Genomic DNA, 20851 nt, shown 5'->3' with positions numbered 1-20851 from the left:
ATGAAAAAATTGGGGTTAGATGTTGGTTCTAAAACGATTGGTATTGCAGTTAGTGATGCTTTTGGGTGGACAGCCCAAGGTATCACTACGTTGTACTGGGATGAATTAGATTTCAAAACAGTAGAAAAACAGCTTGCAGATCTTATTAAAGAACATGAAATAACAGAAGTAATTGTAGGTTTACCAAAAAATATGAATGGCTCAATAGGTGAACGAGGAGAGGCTTGTCAGCGGTTTGCCACTTTCATAGAAGAAACGTTTCAACTAAAAACATTTATGTGGGATGAACGTTTAACGACAATGGCTGCAGAACGTGTTTTAATAGAAGCAGATATGAGTAGAAAAAAAAGAAAAAAAGTAATTGATAAAATGGCGGCAGTCATGATATTACAAGGGTATTTAGATGCCCATCAATAAGTTGGAGGTGCAAAAAATGGCATTAGAAGAAAAAGAAAGAATTATAATTCCAGATGAAAACGGTGAAGAACATTTATTTGAGGTACTTTTCACATTTGATGTTGATGAGAATCAACAATCTTATATAGCAGTAGTTCCGGTTGATCAAAACGAAGATGAAGAAGTAGAAGTGTTCGCCTTTCGTTATGAAGATAAAAATAATGAAGACGATTTGGCTCTATTTCAAATTGAAAGTGATGAAGAATGGGAAATGGTTGAAGAAATGCTTAATACACTCACAGATGACGAGGAATAGTTTTCGCATTGTTAGTTAGTAGTGTTAATATAACAAAAACAGAAGGAACAACTTCCTTCTGTTTTTGTGTGTTATAAACTTTATTTGAAAATAAAATGGAAATAGTGTTGTTTTTTGTAGTATAATGTACCGGATGAAGGGAGGATTTAAAGATGTCCACATCTGATAACGAAAAGAAAAAGAAACATATAGAAGAAGACAACCAACACACACAAGAGAGCATAGATGATAAAGAATCAATGAAGTCTTATAAATCACGTGGAGAGCTTTTTATTCAAAGATGTCAAGAAGCTAGTTTAGTAAGAAAGATTGTTGCAACAATACTTGTACTACTGACAATAGCCTTAGTTGTAGGAGGTATATCTGGATACATATATGTGAGGGATGGGCTTGCACCCGTTGACTCGAGTGATGAAACTTTAAAAACCATTGAGATCCCACTCGGATCATCCACATCTCAAATAGCGAATATATTAGAAGAAGAGGGTATTGTTAGTAATGCTTTTATTTATCGTTTTTACGTAAAGTTTAACAATGCTGCGGAATTTCAAGCTGGTGAATACCAGTTGTCTCCATCCATGACGTTAGCTCAAGTCACAGACAAATTACAAACCGGTAATGTAATGCAAGAGGCTGTAATTAATGTAACCATACCAGAAGGTAAAAGTATTGATGAAATTGCAGCATTATATGAGAACAATGCTGGTATTGATGGAGATGAATTTATTGAAAGAATGCAAGATGAAGCTTATATTAGTCAGCTAATTCAAACGTATCCATCAATCTTATCGGAAGAAATATTAGACACAGACATCCGTTACCCATTAGAAGGTTATTTATTTGCAGCTACTTATCCATTTTATACAGAAGATCCTTCTATAGACAACATTATAAAAACAATGTTAGAAAAAACGGAACAAGTAGTATTAACGTATCAATCACAGATCAATGAAATGGAAGATTTTTCGATGCACGAAGTTATTACATTAGCTTCATTAGTTGAGAAAGAAGCACGTACAGAAGAGGATCGCAAGAAAATTGCAGGTGTATTTTATAATCGATTAGAAAACGATATGAGGCTACAAACAGATCCAACTGTTTTGTATGCATTAGGTACACATAAAGACCGAGTTTTACTTGAGGACTTGGAAGTTGAATCACCTTATAATACCTACAGGATAGATGGGATACCTGTGGGACCAATTTCTAATTTTAGTGAAAACTCATTAAAAGCAATTATAGAACCTGAAGATACAGAATTTTTATTCTTTGTAGCTGCTCTAGACGGTGAAATTTATTATGCTGAAACATTTGAAAGACACAAAGAATTAGCCAAAGAACATTTAGATCGAGATTTATAGCAAGAGATTGGGGGGTGATTACTTGATAATCGCTCCTAATTTCCTTATTTTAAGCGTGAAAAGGTGGAATTTAAATTAAATGGACAAGGAAACGGAAGAATATTTATCCAGTTTAATTGAATCACAGGATAATTGGGTAAAAGAGCTAGAGATTTATGCTAATGCTAACCACGTTCCAATTATGGAACCAACTGGTATTGCTTTTTTAAAACAAATAATTCGAATGAAAAAGCCAAAAAAAATACTTGAAATAGGCACCGCTATTGGCTATTCTGCCTTACAAATGGCAAGTGCATATCCTAGTACTACTATTGTAACAATAGAACGAGACCTACTAAGATATCAAGAAGCTATTAGTAATATTTCAAACTATGGTGATACTGACACTATCGATTTAGTTTTCGGTGATGCGCTCGATATTAGTAATGAAGTAGAAGTAAAAGGGAAGTTTGATCTTCTTTTTATCGATGCAGCAAAAGGACAATATCAACGATTTTTCGAATTGTATTCGCCATTTTTAAATGAAGATGGCATTATTATATCTGATAATGTTTTATTCAAAGGAATGGTTGCTACTGACAGTAGCCAAAATAAAGGACAACAACGTATTGCAACAAAGATTCGTGCCTATAATGAATGGTTAGTTAACATGTCAGCTTATCATACTACAATTGTACCTATAGGCGATGGGATAGCAATAACAACAAAAAAACAACAACATGATAATAAAGGGGATAGTTAACACATGAGTAATGAAAAGCCTATCGTAATAGGTGTAGCCGGTGGATCTGGTTCTGGAAAGACATCTGTTACGCGTTCAATTTGCAAACGTTTTGCTGATAAGACCATTTTAGTTATTGAACAAGACTATTATTATAAGGATCAGTCGCATCTACCCTTTGAAGAAAGATTAGAAACGAACTATGATCATCCGTTAGCATTTGATAATGATCTTTTAATTAAGCATCTGCATCAATTATTACAACATAAAGCTGTTGATAAGCCAATTTATGACTATAAACAGCATACTCGTTCTGATCAAGTAGTATCTGTTGAATCTAAAGAAGTAATTATTTTAGAAGGAATACTAATCTTAGAAGATCCACGATTATTAGATTTAATGGATATAAAAGTATACGTTGACACGGATGCTGACGTCCGAATTATTAGAAGAATGCTTCGTGACATTAAAGAGCGTGGGCGTACGATTGATTCCGTTATCGATCAATATATTAATGTAGTAAGACCAATGCACTTACAATTTGTTGAGCCAACAAAACGCTATGCAGATATTATTATTCCAGAAGGTGGCGAAAACCTCGTTGCGATTGATTTAATGGCTACAAAGATACAAACAATATTAGCTCGTAAGATGAATTAAACAAATCTCTTAAAAAGTTTCAAAAGAAAAGTATTGAAATATTACAAAAAATCTGCCATAGTATTGGTTAGTAGTTTTATTAAACGTTTACTTTTACATTAGATTGACATATTCAGACTACTTTATGAATAAATATCAATAAGTAATTTGCTGTTTAAAAAGGGTTGGAATTAAAAGGAGTGTTTAGAATGGCTGTAGAGAAAAGCTATTATATGACGCAAGAAGGAAAAGAAAAGTTAGAAAACGAATTGCATTTATTAAAAACAGAGAAACGTCAAGAAATTGTTGAACGTATAAAAGAAGCACGTGATTTTGGTGATCTATCTGAGAACTCTGAGTATGATGCAGCGAAAGATGAGCAGGCTTTTGTAGAAGCACGTATAGGCCATGTTGAGAATATGATACGGCATGCAGTTATTATTGAAAATGATAACCAAAATCCAAATGTTGTTTCACTTGGTAAGACTGTTACGTTTCAAGAGTTACCAAATGGTGATGAAGAAACCTACACAATTGTAGGTAGTGCTGAGGCAGATCCTTTTGAAGGTAAAATCTCAAATGACTCACCAATAGCTAAAAGTTTACTTGGACGTGAAATTGGAGAATCGCTGGCTGTTTCAACACCTGCTGGTGATATGAATGTGAAAATAATAAGTGTTAAATAAGTGAACGACATAATGAATAAGATTTTAAATCAAAGACAATAAATTAAAATGTTTCATGCTACTTATTGGCATGAAACATTTTTTAATAATTTAAAAGTTTTTTCGCAAACCATTACTTTGAATATCAAGACTTGAGAGAAACTGCGACGTAGATTATAAAGTTTATGGTAACGTAGCATAAAAAACAACCTTTTAAAAAATGACAATTTTAAAAGGGAAATTGATTGCATTACTAGAACATAATATAAGGTAAAATGGTCAAGAGGGAGGAAACTATATGCCAGAAGATTTTGATCAATATAGTCGCTTAAATAGATTTGAGAAAAGACGTAAAAATACAAAATGGTTATCCTATCTTGCTTTGTTAGGTGTAGCGCTTATTATTTGTTTTATTGCAATTCTTGTGTTTTCTGGTGGCGAAGATGACGATGCATTAGAAGATACAGCGGCAAAGTCAGAATTAAACGAAGATAACGTAACTTCTGAAGCAGATACGCAAGATACGGAACAAGATCAAGAAGATGTGAATGAAACAACTGATACTGATGAACTAGCGGAGGAGCAATTGGAACTAGAAACCGATGGAACAGAAGAAGTTAATTTGGAAGTAGTAGAATCAGAAGACGAAAATGTCATAGAAGCGTATACTGGGAATTGGAATCCTATTCCAACTAATCAAGAAGAACCACATGAAATTGTATGGGAAAAAACTTCTGAGGATTGGGAAGAGATGATGCGTGCTGCTTCGTTAGCTACAGGTTTATCAACTGAGAATATGATTTATTTATGGGTCGCAGGAAATGGTGAACAACAAGTGATTACAACCTTTTCAAATAGTGAGGAGTCTGAACATTACCGCGTTTTTATAGCTTGGATTGAAAATCAAGGTTGGAAACCAACTCAGGTGGAAATATTAAATGAAAATGACCAAAAATATCGCTTTACTAGCGAAAACTAAAAGTATTATTGAAGGAGAAATAGAGCATGATTATCGGGATAATTGGGGCAATGGATCAAGAAATAGCGTTATTAAAAGACAACATGACAAATATTGAAAAAGAAGAAAAAATAGCTAACTGTTTATTTATAACAGGTTCTCTTAAAGGGAAAAGTGTTGTTATCTTGCAATCAGGAATAGGGAAAGTTAATGCAGCAATGGCAACGACCATCTTACATGAACGCTATAAACCAACTTACATTATAAATACAGGCTCTGCTGGTGGTTTTGATGCAACTTTAGATGTTGGTGATTTAGTTATTGGGAATGCTGTAACACATCATGATGTTGATGTAACAGCATTTCAGTATGCATATGGACAAGTACCTGGTTTACCAGAAACATACCTTGCTGATCCCTTTCTAATAGAGAAAGTGGAAAAGGTTATTAAACAAATCCTTCATGTGAAAGCCAAACAAGGTCTAATAGGAACAGGAGATTCCTTTATGCAGGATCCAATACGTGTTGAATTTGTTAGAGAAAAATTCCCTTTGTTGATTGCAACTGAAATGGAGGCAGCAGCGATTGCACAAGTATGTTTCCAATATAATACGCCTTTCGTAATAATAAGAGCTTTATCTGATATTGCCGGTAAAGAATCAGCTGTATCGTTTGATGCATTTTTGGATACCGCAGCAAAACATGCTGCGCAATTAATTATGGAAGTTGTTCAAGATATTTAATGTTTCCCATGAATTACTAGGTTTTTTCACACCGAATGCATGTTATTATCAACATACATCATCGGTAAAGGAGAGACCAAGATGGGGAATGATACAAAAGTTAGAGACTTTCAACGCTTCTTGCTTGTTCTATTAATTCTTAGTAGTTATTTATACGCTGGTCTCATAATAGAGGCTTATGTACGTCAGCAAACAGAACACTTAACATATTTGATAACCTTAATGCTTGCATGTTTGGGTGGTGCATTATGGTTTCAGACTTTAATAATAAAAGTAAGGAATAAAGAGTAAAAGAGCACCCATAGGAGTGCTCTTTATCTCTCTTTTTTATAATATTCATGGAATACTTTCATTAACGCTCGTTTCTCTATTCGAGATACATAACTTCGAGATATATTTAGTTTCTTTGCAATTTCCCTTTGTGTTAATTCATCTTCTTTACTTAAACCATAGCGGCTTGTTATAACTTGTTTCTCGCGATTATCTAAAATGTTTAAGTATTTTTGAATTTTAGCAACTTCCATGTTTAATTGTATAAATTCAACAATATCATCATTTTCAGCTTGTAATATATCTATTAAACTGATTTCATTACCTTCTTTATCTTGCCCTATTGGATCCTGTAAGGAAACATCTTTTTTAGTCTTCTTTAATGCTCTAAGATGCATCAAGATTTCATTTTCAATACAGCGAGCAGCATAGGTCGCTAATTTAGTTCCTTTATCCATTGAAAAACTTTCTACTCCCTTAATCAACCCAATGGTACCAATTGAAATTAAATCTTCATTATCCTCACCAGTATTTTCGAATTTCTTAACAATGTGTGCTACCAATCGTAAATTATGTTCGATTAGCATGTTTCTAGCATCTTCGTCTCCTTCAAGCATTTTTTTGATTTGAATGGCCTCTTCTTTTGAATTGAGTGGTTGTGGAAAAGCGTGGTTTTTTACATAAGATACAAAGAAAAGTGCATCCTTCATTAGTAAAGCAAGCGCACTTAAGATCGTTGACAAGTATATGCACCTCCATAGCGTTTGGGCTTTTGCCTATATCCCTAATCTATGAAGGAAACATCATAATAGTGTCTGTCCTATATAAACTGATTGATTAGTATTGTAGAATAATTTAGTGAGTGGAGAAACTTGCTAATTAGCAAAATAGTGAATGTAATTAGCAAGTGACCTGCGTTCGATTTCTTGCTCAATTAAGCGTATAAATTCTGGACTGAGCTTTAATTCATATGCTTTATAGTACGACTCAATTAATAAATCATCTGATAAGTGTTTCATCTTTAGCCCCTCCTAAAGTATTGGATATACAATATTAAGTCGATTTTTGTATCTCATGAGGAAGAAGTTATTAATACTTTAACAAATTAAAATGTTTGATACAAGCGAATAGTTATCTACATAGCCTGTAGATAACTTGTTAGTAATGTGAGGAAAAACTTGAAAAATCTTGTCTTATCGCGATTTTTCGTGTGCATAAAGTTATCCACAGTCGTGAAAAAACCATTAATTTGTCGAACGATTTTCGGGAATATAAAGGGTTTAAAAAGCATATACATATAATTTTATTGCGTTTTTAGTAGAATAGTTTTGAAAGAACGTGATAAATTGTTTATGATGAGTAAGTGGAATGGGAGAGGTAAATGTAAACAGAGGTGGCAAATGACGTGCTAAAAAAATTTTTACCAAATCAACATGTACAAACTATTTTCGAAATAACGCCAGAATCTTTAAAAGAGAAAGGTATTACCGGTATTATTACAGATTTAGATAATACTTTAGTGGCTTGGGATGTAGTAGATGCAACACCTGAAATTGTCGAATGGTTTCAAAGCATGGAAGAAAATGATATTAACGTAACTATTATTTCAAATAATAAGGAAGAAAGAGTTCGTATATTTTCTGAACCTTTAAAAAGACCTTTCGTATATAGTGCTAGAAAGCCATTGAACCGAGCTTTTAAAAAAGCAGCTAAGCGGATGGGCTTGGAAAAAGAAGAGGTTGTTGTTATAGGCGATCAATTAATGACTGATATATTAGGTGGTAATAGTGCAGGTTTCTATACAATCCTCGTTGTACCTATTGTCCAAACGGATGGTATGTTAACACGAATTAATCGAAAAATGGAACGAAGAATTCTAAGTTGGATGCGAAAGAAAGGAATGATAACGTGGAAGGAATAGACACAGAACGATTAGATGATATCTGTCAAGGATGTGGTGCACCAATTCAAACTATAAATGAAGACGAAGCAGGTTATGTTCCACTGTCTGCTTTAAAAAATGATACCATCATCTGTAAACGATGTTTTAGGTTAAAACACTATAATGAAGTTCAAGATGTCTCGTATACTGATCAAGACTTTGTAGATATGCTAAGTCAAATCAGTAAAACAAAAGGATTAATTGTTAAATTAGTAGATGTATTTGATTTTAATGGGAGCTTTATTAAAAGTCTACATCGTTTGACAGGCGATAATCCAATTATTTTAATAGGGAACAAAGTCGATCTATTGCCTAAATCGACTAATGTTAGTAAGTTAAGACAATGGATGAAAAAGTCAGCTGCTGATCTAGGACTTGTCGTGCAAGATGTATTTTTAATCTCCGCTTCCACAGGACAAGGAATGGATCAAGTTAAAAATGCAATTGAGTCATACCGTAAAAAGCAAGATGTATATGTAGTAGGAAGCACGAATGTCGGGAAATCAACATTTATTAATCGACTAATAAATGAGTCAACTGGTACGAAAGATGCAATAACCACTTCATACTTTCCGGGGACAACACTTGGTTTTATTGAGATTCCTTTAGATGATTCAACCGCATTATATGACACGCCAGGTGTAATCAATAGAAAACAGTTATCACACTACATGTCGGATTTTGACTTGAAGACAATTACACCAACTAAAGAGATTAAACCACGCGTTTATCAATTGCAAGAAGGACAAACGTTATATGTAGGTGGACTTGCACGATTTGATTTTGTAAAAGGAGAGAAACAATCATTTGTCTGTTATTTTGCGAACCAACTAACAATCCATCGAACAAAATTAGATAATGCAGAAAACCTTTATGAGAAACATGTAGGAGAAATGTTAACACCACCAAGTAAAGAAAATGTAACGGAATATCCAGCTTTAAAAGAACAATCTTTTAAAGTGAAAGATAATAAAACAGATATTGTTTTTCCAGGATTAGGTTGGATTACTGTTACTGGAAATCATGCAACTGTCAGTGCGCATTCACCGGACATTATGCCCGTATCACGTAGAGACGCACTTATATAACAGCTATCTAGAAGAAAAGGGGGAGAGTAGGATGAAATTAGGCTTAATTGGTTATCCAATCAAGCATTCTTTATCACCTTGGATCCATCAACAGTTTCTTCAACAAATAGATAGGGATGGTACATATTTGTTATATGAGACGGAGAGAGAAAATTTTCGTGAAACTGTTGAGAAACTTAAAGAAGATAAATTGGATGGCTTTAATGTTACCGTACCGTATAAACAATCCATTATGAAATATTTAGATGAAGTAGACACTTATGCTGCTTTAATTGGTGCAGTAAACACAGTGGTATTTAAAAATGGTAAATGGGTTGGTTATAATACAGATGGAGCAGGATATCTGACGGCAATGCAATCACAATTTCCAATGCTTTTTTCTGGGGATAAGCGTGTACTCGTATTAGGGGCGGGTGGTGCTGCTAGAGGTATATTTTACGCTTTGTGTGGTGCATCATTTGAGACAGTGGACATTGCCAATCGCACGTTGAAAAAAGCGACAGACTTGCTTCCTTTGAATAGAACGGATAAAGTAAACTCACGTGCTTTAAGTTTTCAAGAAGCTGAGAAACATGTTCAGGATTACGATTTAATTATTCAAACAACATCAGTTGGAATGAAACCAGTTACACAAGAACAAATTATTTCATTAGAGTATGTTAATAACGATACAGTTGTTAGTGATATTGTCTATCAACCATTAATGACACAATTTCTTTTAGAGGCACAGCATAAGGGTGCTTCTATCCATCAAGGGCATATGATGCTGTTATATCAGGCAAAATTAGCCTTTCAATTATGGAGTGGAAAAGAAGTAACGATTGAGCCACTACTATCAGGGCTAGAAGACATTTTAAAAGGGAATGAATAACTATGTTAACAGGTAAACAAAAACGCTCATTACGAGCAAAAGCGAATCCATTACGACCGATTTTCCAAGTAGGAAAAACAGGTGTTAATGAGAACATGATTGTACAAGTAAATGAAGCACTAGAAAAAAGAGAGTTAATCAAAGTAAGTGTGCTGCAGAATTGTGCTGAAGATAAAGATGTTGTTGCTGATCAATTGGTGCAAGGTACAGAAGCAGAACTTGTACAAGTAATCGGAAACAATATTGTGTTATATAAAGAGTCAGTAGAAAATAAACAGATCGAGCTTCCATAAGGAGAACAAAATGAAAAAAGTAGGCCTATTAGGAGGAACATTTGATCCGCCACATATCGGACATTTGATGATAGCTGAAGAAGCTTATACACAGTTAGGGCTGGATGAAATTTGGTTTATTCCTTCCTATGAACCACCACATAAAGCGAAGACAACGACAACTGTAACACAAAGAATTAATATGCTAGAAGTAGCAATTGCAGATAACGATCATTTTCTTCTGCACACAATTGAAGTTGATCGTTTAGGTAAATCGTACACATTTGATACCATAATGTTATTAAATGAAAAACATCCAGACATTACGTTTTATTTTATTATTGGCGCGGATATGGTGGAATATTTACCGAAATGGTATCGTATTGATGAGTTAATAGGATTAATTCAATTTGTTGGTGTGAAACGACCAGATTATGTTTTAAAAACAGATTATCCAGTCATTGGATTAGATATCCCGATAATGGATATATCATCCACAATGATTCGTAAAAGGATAAAAAAGGAACAATCAATTAAATATTTAGTGACCCCAAGCGTACTACGCGTGATAAAGGAGTTCCATTTGTATGAATCGAACTGAAAGTTTACAAATAGTAAAATCACATTTAAAGTTAGCAAGGTATGAGCATACTATCCGTGTAGCGGATACAGCGATTGATTTAGCTGTACACTATGAGCAACCAACTGATAAAATTGAACTTGCTGCAATTTTTCATGATTATGCAAAATATCGTGATTTAGATGAAATGAAACGATGGATTGAAAAGTCGACATTGCCAAAAGACTTATTGGATTATCATTCAGAACTATGGCACGGTCCAGTAGGTGCTTTATTAGTAGAACGTGAAGTAGGCATAACAGATCGAACTATTTTACAGGCTATTCATTGGCACACAACAGGCAAGGCATATATGAATACAATGGAAAAAATTATCTTTTTAGCGGATTACATTGAACCAGGTAGAAACTTTCCTGGAGTTGAAGATGTGCGTGAACAAGCAATACAGGATTTGGATTATGCTGTGTTTTTAACTTTAAAAAATACAATACAACACTTAATAACACATAATCAAAAGATTTATCCAGATGCGATACATGCATATAATCATCTGAAAAGTAAAATTAAACTGGGGGAATAAATTTAATGAATAACGAAGAAATTGCAAAATTAGCAGCACAAGCTTGTGATGACAAACGAGGTAACGATATTGTTTTATTAAATATGCAACAAGTTTCATCAATGGCGGATTATTTTTTAATTTGTGATGCAAGTAATGAAAGACAAGTACAGTCAATTGCAAGAGAAATAAAGGAAAAAGCTGAAGAATTAGATATTAATGTAAAGCGAATGGAAGGATTTGACCAAGCACGCTGGATCCTAGTTGATTTAGGCGATGTTGTTTGTCATATTTTCCATAGTGATGAGCGTAACTATTATAATCTTGAGCGACTTTGGGGTGATGCACCACTAGTGGAGATGCATTTCTCAAAAGAGGGATAAACAATGTCTTACAATAAGATGTCATATGTATATGATCTACTAATGGAAGATGCTCCTTATGATGATTGGCATGCTTTTACAAAGTATGCATTAAAAAAGTATGGAACTGAAACAAAAAAAATAATTGACTTAGGTTGTGGAACTGGACAAATCACTTGTCTACTTTCACAATCTGGTTATGATTTAGTAGGTGTCGACTTAGCGGCTGATATGTTAAGTCATGCTGAGCAAAGAGCAAGTGCAAACAACTTAAAAATTCAATGGGTTGAACAGGATTTACGTTCTTTGAATGGTTTAAGCCAATTTGATGCCGCTGTTAGCTATTGCGATGTTATCAATTACATCACAACAGAGGAAGAATTAGCGAACGTATTCAGTAATGTTGAGCAGCTATTGAAACCAAATGGTTTATTTTTATTTGATATTCATGCAATAGGATATGTGGAATCAGAATTAAAAGATCAAGTTTTCTCAGAAATGTATGAAGATATGGGGTATGTTTGGTTCTGTGAGCCAGGTGAACAAGAAGGGGAAGTTTTTCATAATCTAACCTTTTTTATTCAAGATCAAAAACAATATGATCGATTTGATGAGATTCATCATCAACGGACTTTTCCAATACCTACATATGAAAGGTTATTAAAAAAATGTGGATTTGAAATCAAAGGTTTATATGCTGATTTTAATTTCGAACCAATTTCAAAGGAAACGATCGAAAAAGAACAACGAATCTTTTTTGTATGTCAAAAATAGAAATTAAAACGTTCATTCTCATAAAAAAGAATGAGCGTTTTTTCTTTTTTTATAAAATTGCAGGATAAACAAATCTTTTGTCGAAATAAGAAGTGTTCGTTTTTTGAAAAATATATGCCTACCTATTTATTTTTGAATTTCCCATGTGCTTTTTCCTTTCCATACCTTATGCAAAAGAGAGGAGTTTGGAAATGTTTTATTGGTTAAAAAACAATTGGCTAATCGCTAGTGTCGTTATTGGTATAATAGCATTTGGATTATGGGAATTAATCAATTCTAGTCAGATGACTAATACGACTATTCGTTCGAATGTTAGTCAGACAGAACCAGAAATGGAGTTAGAGGAAGAAATAGTTAATCCCATAGAGCATACAACAGAGCCAGTCAAGCAGTTTGTAGATGTGAAAGGTGAAGTGATGAAACCTGATATGTATGAAATTACTGGAGAGAAACGTGTGAAAGAAGTAATTGAAATGGCAGGTGGGTTTACTGATCAAGCCAATCTAGAGCAAGTAAACTTAGCCCAAAAAGTAGTAGATGAAATGGTGATAATTGTCCCGAAAATTGGGGAAGAGATACAAACCTTACAAACAACCACAAATGAAACAACTACATCTAAAATTCCCCTTAATACAGCCACTAAAGAAGAAATAGAAACCCTACCAGGCATTGGTGGAGTTAAGGCTGATGCCATTTTGCAGTATCGAGAAGAAAATGGCCCATTCACATCGATTCAGGATTTAGAAGGTATAACTGGAATTGGAACTAAAACAATTGAGAATCTTGCGGAATTCATACAAATTCCATAAGTCATTGACGAATGTTCATTTGTTGGATAAACTTTAGAAAAAAGTAAGTGAGGTATGTATGAATGGAAAGAATTTCATGGGATCAGTATTTTATGGCGCAAAGTCATTTAATTGCTTTGCGTAGTACGTGTGAGAGATTAATGGTAGGAGTAACGATTGTTCGTGATAAACGAATTATTGCAGGCGGATATAACGGAAGTGTTTCCGGTAGTACGCATTGTATTGATGAAGGCTGTTATGTGATTGACGGACATTGCGTGCGTACGATTCATGCAGAGATAAATGGATTATTACAGTGCGCAAAATTTGGCGTAGCAACAGATGGAGCAGAAATGTATGTAACGCATTTTCCTTGTTTACAATGTTGTAAGTCTATTATTCAAGGTGGTATTAAGTCTGTTTATTATGCAACAGATTATAAAAATCACCCATATGCAATTGATCTCTTTCGTGAAGCAGGGGTTCATGTTGAAAAAGTCGTATTAGAACAAGTTTCAATCGACTTAATACCTGAAAATTAATTAAAAATAGAAAAGAGGAGAGCCAATTGTGCGTGGAAAATGGCATCTGATTGCAGTTAGTGCTATTATTGGAATAATTGCAATCACACTGCGATTGTTATTCCTTTATGGTATATTTTTTCTTTGGTTATACCTACTATTCAAGAACAAACGGATAAGAATTGTGGATATTATGATCATGTGTAGTACATGTTTCATTTTCTCTTTTTACTATTATCCATCGAATCAAAATAAAATATTAGATGGTGAAGTTCAGGATTTCATGGGAACCATCACCTCAGAGATAGACTCTACTCCGTTAAAAACCTCATTTGTCTTTCATGATGCTATAACAAATCAAGATCTTCTTGTCACTAACTTTAAAAATGAAGAGGATCTATCCTCCTCTACAACTTGGAAAACAGGTGCCACATGTCAGTTACAAGGATCACCAGAAATACCTCCAGTCAGCAAAAATCCAGGTCAATTTAATTATCAAGAATACCTTTTTAAACAAAAAATAACCTATCTCATAACGATCGAGCAAAGCGATCTAAAATGTACTGGCTCTTCATTTGAAAATGAGCTTTTCACTTTGCGGAAAAATATCATAGTTAAAATTGAAAGGGAAATAAGTAGTTTTGCGAGTGGGTGGCTCCAAGCGCTATTATTAGGCCGAGACGCATTGATTGACGAAAAGGCCATCATCAATGTATTCGAACGATGGGGGTTGTCCCACCTGCTAGCTATATCTGGCTTACATGTAGGATTAATTAGTAGCTTTGTTTATTTTATCTTAATTAAGACTGGTATGGTTACGAAAGAGAAAGCATTTTATCTATTACTTGCATTGTTGATGGTTTATCCGTTTATTAGTGGAGGGGCTCCATCTGTATGGCGAGCTGCATGGATGACGATATTAGGATTTATTATGATGAAAAATAAAATAAACTTAGGAATGATTGATAGTCTAAGTATAGTTTTCTTTATTTGTGTTTTATTTGATAAACAAATCATTTACCAATTAGGTTTTCAATTTTCTTTTCTTGTAACCTTATCCATTTTGTTGTCTAAACATTTTATAACCAGAAGTAGCGGAAAATTAAATCTTATATTTCGAATAAGTTTTATTAGCTTAGTTAGTGTTTTACCTATTCAAATAGCCCATTTTTATTTTTTGAATCCATTATCACTGATACTAAATACTATAGTCGTACCTTACTTTTCTATTATAGTTATGCCTGTTTTGTTCCTCATGCTTCTTTCCATTTATTTCTTTCCGTTTTTGACTACGTTAATCGATAGCACTTTTATTCATCTTCATCAACCTGCTTTATCCATAATAGAATGGATTGATCAAAAATGGTATTATCCATGGATAATCGGTGAATTCCCTATATATTACTATATTCCATATTATTTATGTTTGTTTTTCTTATTCATTGCACTAGATGATAAAAAGAAAAGAATGGCTATTTTAAACGGATTAGTATTAATTGGTTTAGTTTTTTGGATCGCTTGTCGTCCATATATTAACGGAAATGGAACAATCACAATGCTTGATGTAGGTCAAGGGGATTCGATTATTATAGAACTACCTTATCGAAAAGGTGTCATTGTTATCGATGCTGCAGGAACGATGGAAAGTGATTTTAAAACCCCATCTGATCGGACTTATCAACAAGTAATAAAACCATATTTGTACAGTAGAGGTATTGGGAATATTGATTTAGTTGTACTATCACATGCTGACCATGATCATATAGGAAGTTTACCTTTCTTATTAGAGGAATTTCCTGTCCAACGTATAGTAACAAGTACTTATTTTACCCCACCTCAGGAGTTAGCTAATGTAATAAAAAAAGAAGAAATTAACTGGGATTATCTAAAAAAAGATGAGCACTTTATGATTGATCAACAACAATTTTATGTGATGCATCCAGAAGTGAATCAAGAAGCGGAAAATGACAATTCGCTAGTTATAGCGTCTAAAATTGGATCTTTAATGTGGCTTTTCACAGGAGATATTAGTGCAGATGTAGAACAAATACTTGTGAAAAATTATCCCAATATAAAAGTGGATGTTCTAAAGGTTGCGCATCACGGTAGTCATTCTTCTACTTCTTCTAGCTTTTTACAAGCATTTCGTCCTCAAATTGCATTAATCTCCGTTGGTGAAAATAATCAATATAATCATCCAGATCAAGATGTTATCGAACGCTTATCAAAAGAGAACATCATCATATACCGAACCGATAAACAAGGAGCGATACAATATACGTATAAAAATACTGGAGATCAAGGAACATTTTCATCATTCTTACCATAATATATCTTAGGTTCAAACAAATAGAAACGGTTACTTCATGATTTATTTTAGAAAAAGTAGAGCTTAAGCGTTTTTGTTATGTATAAATCATAATAATCTAATTGCTACCAGTTTACTTTAGGGCAATTTCCTTTGTTAGCAACAGTTTACATGCCTATTTTTTAATCCTTGGGTCAATCTATAATTGAAAACATCGTTTTAATGCCAGCTACCTAGGACTGTTATTAAAACGTTCATATAGATTGCGGAGGAAGTGATATTCATCGCTTCCTCCTTTTTTTGAAATTACCGCTTGTTTTCTTTAGCTATTCACTTTAGGATATATATATCAATGTAGAACTATCGGAGTGAAAAAAGTGGATTATTTTAAAGCAATTGAAACAATAAAAAATCAAGAATTACAGTCTTTATATGTTTTATATGGCACAGAATCATTCTTAATTGAAGCTATTAATAAGCAGTTGATCTTTACTGGTTTGGCACCTGAAGATAAAGAATCAAATATTATTCGTTACGACTTAGAAGAAACAACAATTCAAGAGGTTGTAATGGATGCAGAAACATACCCATTTTTTGGCGGAAGAAAAATAATTTTTGCTTATAACCCATTATTTTTAACTGCTAAGCAGGATAAATCTAATGTAGATCATAATTTAGAAAGCTTACAAAACTATATTGAGCAACCGGTAGATTATTCCACACTTGTCTTAATTGCTCCATATGAAAAGTTAGATGAGCGGAAAAAATTAATAAAATTGTTAAAGAAACAAGCTACAATGGTTGATTGTGAAGAAATAAAAGCTTGGAATGTGGACCGATGGATTGATCATATGGCTAAAACGCTCCAAGTTAAATTAGAAAAGCCAGTTTATGAATTAATTGTTCGAGAAACTGGAACTAACCTACTAATGTTACAAAAGGAATTAGAGAAATTAGCGACGTATGTAGGTACGAATGGGACAGTAACTGCTTCTATTGCAGAAGATTTAGTAGCACATCAAGCAAACACATCTGGATTAAAATTAGTTGACGCAGTAATCGCTAAAGATCTAAATAAAGCGATTCAGATTTATAAAGATTTAGAAAGAATGAATGAGGAAGTTATTGCGCTAGTCGCTTTATTAGCGTCTCAGTTTCGAACACTTTATCATGTCAAAGTTTTAGTGCAAAAAGGCTACGGTCAAAAACAAATGGCACAATACTTAAAAGTGCATCCTTATGTAGTAAAAATGTCGATGGAAAGAGAAAAGAAATTCACGCAAAAAAGGTTGGAGTTCATAATAGATGCTTGTGCAACAACAGATGCACAGATCAAGCAAGGTAAGATTGATAAACCATTAGCGTTTGAACTATTACTTTACCAATTAATTCAACAAAAGTTGGCATAAAAAATATAGTAATTAAAAAAGCGATCCTTCTTTTAAAAGGGTCGCTTTTTTTCGTTGGTCATAAAAAGTAATTAAGCACTAAGCTCATTTACTTTTTTAGTAAGGCGTGATTTTTGACGATTACCATTATTTTTATGGACAATGCCCTTTTGAACTGCTTTGTCAATTTTTTTAATTGCACGTTGTAAAGCTGTTTTTGCACTTTCTACATTCTTTTCGGCAACGAAGTTTTCTACTTGTTTAATGTTAGAGCGCATTTCAGATTTAATTGGTGCATTATGCGCGCGTTTTTCATTATTCAAACGTACACGTTTAATTGCTGATTTAATATTAGCCATGATTTCACCTCCACGTTTTGAGATCCATTATAAATTACTATGGAACAAGAGACATTGTACCAAAGCACAGCGAATTTTTCAATATAAATATCTATAAGGTTAGGAATACGTATTTTTTTTAATTGGTCTGGCAAGTCTATATAGAAAAGGATGGTGAAGAAATTGGCTCAATCTCATGATAGGAAACCTTCTATTAGAACAGACTTGGCAGTAGAAGCAAAGGATATGTATGTAGAAGAGGAAAACGATACAGAAAAGAAAATTGAAGGCGTGGTAATAAATGAACATAAAGAAAAAGATACACTTGTTACTTATGTTCAAATTGATAAAGTAGGCGCAGAAAAAATTCAAAAAAAAGTTGGAAACTACATTACCATTCATACAGAAGGTGTGAAACGGCAAGATAGTCATCTGCAAGAAGAAGCAGCACAAGTTCTAGCAAAAGAGTTAGTAAAACTATTAGAAGAAACGAATCTTAAAGAGGATGCGACCTGTTTAATTGTAGGATTAGGTAATGGTAATGTAACCCCGGATGCACTTGGACCAATGACGGTAGAGAAATCGCTTATTACAAGTCATTTATTTAAGCTTCATCCTGAAACAGTAGCAGAAGGCTATCGCTCTGTCTCTTCATTAACTCCTGGTGTAATGGGAGTTACAGGTATTGAAACAAGCGACATTATTGTGGGCATCATTGAGAAAATAAAACCGGATTTCGTTATTGCAATTGACGCATTAGCTTCACGATCAATCGAACGTGTTAACGCAACGATTCAAATTTCAGACTCTGGGATACATCCAGGTTCAGGCGTCGGGAATAAGCGTAAAGAGTTAAGTAGAGAGACATTAGGAATTCCTGTTATAGCTATAGGTGTTCCAACAGTAGTCGATGCTGTAACAATTACGAGTGATACGATTGATTATATGTTAAAACATTTTGGCCGGGAATGGGCTGAAAAAGATAGACCATCTAAAAGTCTTACACCTGCAAGTATGAACTTTGGAAAACGCACTTTATCAGATGAGGACATGCCAAAACTAGAGAAACGAAAAGCTATGTTCGGCATGATTGGTGGGTTAAATGAAGAAGAAAAACGCACCTTAATTCAAGAGGTATTGACGCCACTTGGACACAACTTAATGGTTACGCCAAAGGAAGTAGACGGCTATATGAAAGACATGGCACATCTATTAGCATCAGGAATTAATGCAGCGTTACATCAAACAGTAACAATCAGTAATTCTGGAGCCTATACACGTTAGAAAGAAATGAAATTGGTTCTACTCTCTTAATATCTATCATAAGTATCTAGTAAACCTGATAGAGAATTAGGAGAGGGAACTATGACTCATATAAAAATAAAATGGAATAACGTGCGTAAATCATTTGTTCAGTATGTTAGAAATGGATCAATTTGGATGATAATCCTAATTATATTGTTTGTTTCAATCGGCTTTTTTACAACTGCAAAACCAGCTTATCGCTTATCATCTTCACTTTTAACGTCATGGACAAGCCAAATAAATGGTTCAACATTTTTATATTTATTAGGGATGGAAAATCAACAATTTTTAGATGCCTATCCCTCTGATGTAGAACCAATTCAATGGAATGATTTTATGTTTGAATTAGCAACAAATATAAAGCCAAATGACGTAAGAAGTCTATTAGGCCGCGAATTACCAGGTTTTTATGCATTCGACAGAAAAATTATTATAGCAGCTGAAGGAACGGATTATACTAATTTGCCAATTGAATCCTCTTCTCCGCTAGATGTTGTTTTAGAAGAAAGAGATGCAACGATGGACGAAGAAATTCCTAAAAATGAACAAACAGAAGAAGAGCAGAGTGAACAAACAACAGAAGGAGAAAAGGTTGTTTTCGTTTACAACACGCATAATCGTGAATCATTTTTACCTAATTTAGAGGGTGTGGATGACCCTAATAATGCTTTTCATGATGAAGTGAATATAACAAAAGTAAGTGATCGTTTAGCGGAAAGTTTAGAGGCAAAAGGAATTGGAGCACAAGTAGATCATACTGACTTCATGTCAGTATTAAATCAAAATGGTTGGGAGTATTGGCAATCGTATGAAGCGTCTAAACCAATTGTAGAAGAAGCATTAGCAGGCAATAGTCAAATTCAGTATGTTTTTGATTTACATCGTGATAGTCGAAGGAAAGATGATACAACAGCAACGATTGACGGAGAAACATATGCTAAACTCTTTTTTGTGATTGGTTCAGATTATAGCGGAAATGAAGAAAATGTAGCGTTAGCAACAAAACTTCACGAGCAATTAGAGGCTAAGTATCCTGGATTAAGTAGAGGTGTCACAGAACAAGGAGGCGCTGGAAGAAATGGTGTTTATAATCAAAATTTAGCGGATAATGCAATTTTGATTGAAGTTGGTGGCGTTGATAATACAATGACAGAGTTGTACCGTTCTGCTGATGCGTTGGCAGAGGTCTTTAGCAGCTATTATTGGGATGCAAATGCTCTTGAAGTTAGTGAAGATGCTAATTAATACTATTTATGATGTAAAGGAGAATGTAAACTGATGCGTAAATTGATAGGGCTCTTATTGTTGGTTGTTTTTTTCTTATCAGGTATGATTTTAGGGGCACAACAGCCGCAAATGGACATAGTGAATCAACCAGAAATAGCAAAACAAGTTGAAGTAGTTACTACTGTAGCTGAACCAGAAATTCCATCATCAGAAAACAATACGGATGTAGTGAATGTCATATCTGAAAAACAGCAAGAACAACCAACTAATATGACGTATCAAGCCGCACAGTCAATAGAAAAGGCTAGTGTCTGGTTTTACAATCAGGTAATTGACGTTGCATATAGTATTTCTCAAGTTTTCATATGAATCATTTTCGTGTAGAAGTTTGATGAAAACAATTGAATCATTTATCTATCACTGCTATAATCAATCCTAGTATTGTTGCCGGAAAATAGG

Annotated in this window: 26 protein-coding genes and 1 pseudogene; 24 read left to right on the top strand and 3 right to left on the bottom strand. The window is 33.9% G+C overall.

Annotated elements, in window-relative coordinates; all coding sequences use genetic code 11:
• The 9 genes from ruvX to DM447_RS11930 all read left to right on the top strand — a co-directional run bounded on the left by ruvX (position 1) and on the right by DM447_RS11930 (position 6090).
• Complete coding sequence (gene ruvX / locus DM447_RS11970; RefSeq protein WP_112181433.1) at positions 1-417, top strand: Holliday junction resolvase RuvX; 417 nt, start codon at positions 1-3, stop codon at positions 415-417.
• A 16-nt stretch (positions 418-433) separates the two neighbouring features.
• Positions 434-712: a DUF1292 domain-containing protein gene (locus DM447_RS11965; RefSeq protein ID WP_112181432.1), complete on the top strand. Its 279-nt coding sequence runs from the start codon at positions 434-436 to the stop codon at positions 710-712.
• Between the two features lie 152 nt (positions 713-864).
• On the top strand, positions 865-2073 hold the full coding sequence (gene mltG / locus DM447_RS11960) for an endolytic transglycosylase MltG (RefSeq protein ID WP_332871752.1): 1209 nt from the start codon (positions 865-867) through the stop codon (positions 2071-2073).
• Positions 2074-2152: 79 nt separating this feature from the next.
• Positions 2153-2815: an O-methyltransferase gene (locus DM447_RS11955; protein ID WP_112181431.1), complete on the top strand. Its 663-nt coding sequence runs from the start codon at positions 2153-2155 to the stop codon at positions 2813-2815.
• Positions 2816-2818: 3 nt separating this feature from the next.
• Positions 2819-3454 (top strand): uridine kinase, encoded by a 636-nt coding sequence (udk, locus tag DM447_RS11950; protein ID WP_112181430.1) that lies wholly within the window; start codon positions 2819-2821, stop codon positions 3452-3454.
• Positions 3455-3642: 188 nt separating this feature from the next.
• Positions 3643-4119: a transcription elongation factor GreA gene (gene greA, locus DM447_RS11945; RefSeq protein ID WP_112181429.1), complete on the top strand. Its 477-nt coding sequence runs from the start codon at positions 3643-3645 to the stop codon at positions 4117-4119.
• A gap of 277 nt (positions 4120-4396) precedes the next feature.
• Positions 4397-5077: a YrrS family protein gene (locus DM447_RS11940; protein ID WP_112181428.1), complete on the top strand. Its 681-nt coding sequence runs from the start codon at positions 4397-4399 to the stop codon at positions 5075-5077.
• 26 nt (positions 5078-5103) lie between these two features.
• Entirely contained in the window at positions 5104-5799 is a 696-nt protein-coding gene (mtnN, locus tag DM447_RS11935) for a 5'-methylthioadenosine/S-adenosylhomocysteine nucleosidase (RefSeq protein ID WP_112181427.1), read from the top strand.
• An 81-nt stretch (positions 5800-5880) separates the two neighbouring features.
• A complete protein-coding gene (locus DM447_RS11930) occupies positions 5881-6090 on the top strand; it encodes a YrhC family protein (RefSeq protein WP_157967384.1) in 210 nt (69 codons plus the stop codon).
• 23 nt (positions 6091-6113) lie between these two features.
• Here the strand turns inward: DM447_RS11930 and sigK are convergent, their stop codons facing one another.
• Complete coding sequence (gene sigK / locus DM447_RS11925; protein WP_112181425.1) at positions 6114-6812, bottom strand: RNA polymerase sporulation sigma factor SigK; 699 nt, start codon at positions 6810-6812, stop codon at positions 6114-6116.
• Positions 6813-6944: 132 nt separating this feature from the next.
• A complete protein-coding gene (gene sda, locus DM447_RS11920) occupies positions 6945-7088 on the bottom strand; it encodes a sporulation histidine kinase inhibitor Sda (protein ID WP_112181424.1) in 144 nt (47 codons plus the stop codon).
• Positions 7089-7474: 386 nt separating this feature from the next.
• On the opposite strand from sda, the gene DM447_RS11915 reads away from it, so the two are divergent.
• The 12 genes and pseudogenes from DM447_RS11915 (at position 7475) to holA (ending at position 17543) form a co-directional block, all read left to right on the top strand.
• On the top strand, positions 7475-7990 hold the full coding sequence (locus DM447_RS11915; RefSeq protein WP_112181423.1) for a YqeG family HAD IIIA-type phosphatase: 516 nt from the start codon (positions 7475-7477) through the stop codon (positions 7988-7990).
• Complete coding sequence (yqeH, locus tag DM447_RS11910) at positions 7978-9099, top strand: ribosome biogenesis GTPase YqeH (protein WP_232824260.1); 1122 nt, start codon at positions 7978-7980, stop codon at positions 9097-9099. The genes DM447_RS11915 and yqeH overlap by 13 nt, the downstream gene beginning before the upstream one ends.
• A 31-nt stretch (positions 9100-9130) precedes the next feature.
• Positions 9131-9970, top strand: a complete 840-nt coding sequence (aroE, locus tag DM447_RS11905; RefSeq protein ID WP_112181422.1) for a shikimate dehydrogenase — start codon at positions 9131-9133, stop codon at positions 9968-9970.
• Positions 9971-9972: 2 nt separating this feature from the next.
• The gene (yhbY, locus tag DM447_RS11900) at positions 9973-10263 is read left to right on the top strand and encodes a ribosome assembly RNA-binding protein YhbY (RefSeq protein ID WP_112181421.1); all 291 of its coding nucleotides are present in this window, start codon (positions 9973-9975) and stop codon (positions 10261-10263) included.
• 10 nt (positions 10264-10273) lie between these two features.
• The gene (locus tag DM447_RS11895) at positions 10274-10843 is read left to right on the top strand and encodes a nicotinate-nucleotide adenylyltransferase (protein ID WP_112181420.1); all 570 of its coding nucleotides are present in this window, start codon (positions 10274-10276) and stop codon (positions 10841-10843) included.
• A complete protein-coding gene (gene yqeK, locus DM447_RS11890) occupies positions 10830-11402 on the top strand; it encodes a bis(5'-nucleosyl)-tetraphosphatase (symmetrical) YqeK (RefSeq protein ID WP_112181419.1) in 573 nt (190 codons plus the stop codon). The genes DM447_RS11895 and yqeK overlap by 14 nt, the downstream gene beginning before the upstream one ends.
• A gap of 5 nt (positions 11403-11407) precedes the next feature.
• Positions 11408-11764, top strand: a complete 357-nt coding sequence (rsfS, locus tag DM447_RS11885) for a ribosome silencing factor (protein ID WP_112181418.1) — start codon at positions 11408-11410, stop codon at positions 11762-11764.
• Between the two features lie 3 nt (positions 11765-11767).
• A complete protein-coding gene (locus DM447_RS11880) occupies positions 11768-12517 on the top strand; it encodes a class I SAM-dependent DNA methyltransferase (protein ID WP_112181417.1) in 750 nt (249 codons plus the stop codon).
• 191 nt (positions 12518-12708) lie between these two features.
• Positions 12709-13326: a helix-hairpin-helix domain-containing protein gene (locus DM447_RS11875; RefSeq protein WP_112181416.1), complete on the top strand. Its 618-nt coding sequence runs from the start codon at positions 12709-12711 to the stop codon at positions 13324-13326.
• 62 nt (positions 13327-13388) lie between these two features.
• A pseudogene (locus DM447_RS11870) lies at positions 13389-13832 on the top strand (ComE operon protein 2); the annotation flags it as partial.
• Between the two features lie 43 nt (positions 13833-13875).
• The gene (locus DM447_RS11865; protein ID WP_157967383.1) at positions 13876-16155 is read left to right on the top strand and encodes a DNA internalization-related competence protein ComEC/Rec2; all 2280 of its coding nucleotides are present in this window, start codon (positions 13876-13878) and stop codon (positions 16153-16155) included.
• 356 nt (positions 16156-16511) lie between these two features.
• Complete coding sequence (gene holA, locus DM447_RS11860) at positions 16512-17543, top strand: DNA polymerase III subunit delta (protein ID WP_112181413.1); 1032 nt, start codon at positions 16512-16514, stop codon at positions 17541-17543.
• A gap of 71 nt (positions 17544-17614) precedes the next feature.
• Here holA and rpsT read toward each other — a convergent pair whose 3' ends face one another.
• The gene (gene rpsT, locus DM447_RS11855) at positions 17615-17881 is read right to left on the bottom strand and encodes a 30S ribosomal protein S20 (RefSeq protein WP_112181412.1); all 267 of its coding nucleotides are present in this window, start codon (positions 17879-17881) and stop codon (positions 17615-17617) included.
• Positions 17882-18031: 150 nt separating this feature from the next.
• Between rpsT and gpr the strand changes: the two genes are divergently transcribed.
• From gpr to DM447_RS11840, 3 genes are all read left to right on the top strand, one after another.
• Complete coding sequence (gpr, locus tag DM447_RS11850) at positions 18032-19144, top strand: GPR endopeptidase (RefSeq protein WP_112181411.1); 1113 nt, start codon at positions 18032-18034, stop codon at positions 19142-19144.
• An 81-nt stretch (positions 19145-19225) separates the two neighbouring features.
• Entirely contained in the window at positions 19226-20410 is a 1185-nt protein-coding gene (spoIIP, locus tag DM447_RS11845) for a stage II sporulation protein P (protein ID WP_112181410.1), read from the top strand.
• 33 nt (positions 20411-20443) lie between these two features.
• Entirely contained in the window at positions 20444-20761 is a 318-nt protein-coding gene (locus tag DM447_RS11840) for a hypothetical protein (RefSeq protein WP_112181409.1), read from the top strand.
• Positions 20762-20851 lie beyond the last annotated feature (90 nt).

It is taken from the genome of Paraliobacillus zengyii (assembly GCF_003268595.1).
In the GTDB taxonomy this organism is placed as follows: Bacteria; Bacillota; Bacilli; order Bacillales; family Amphibacillaceae; genus Paraliobacillus_A; species Paraliobacillus_A zengyii.
This window is presented reverse-complemented; position numbering and strand designations above follow the sequence as displayed.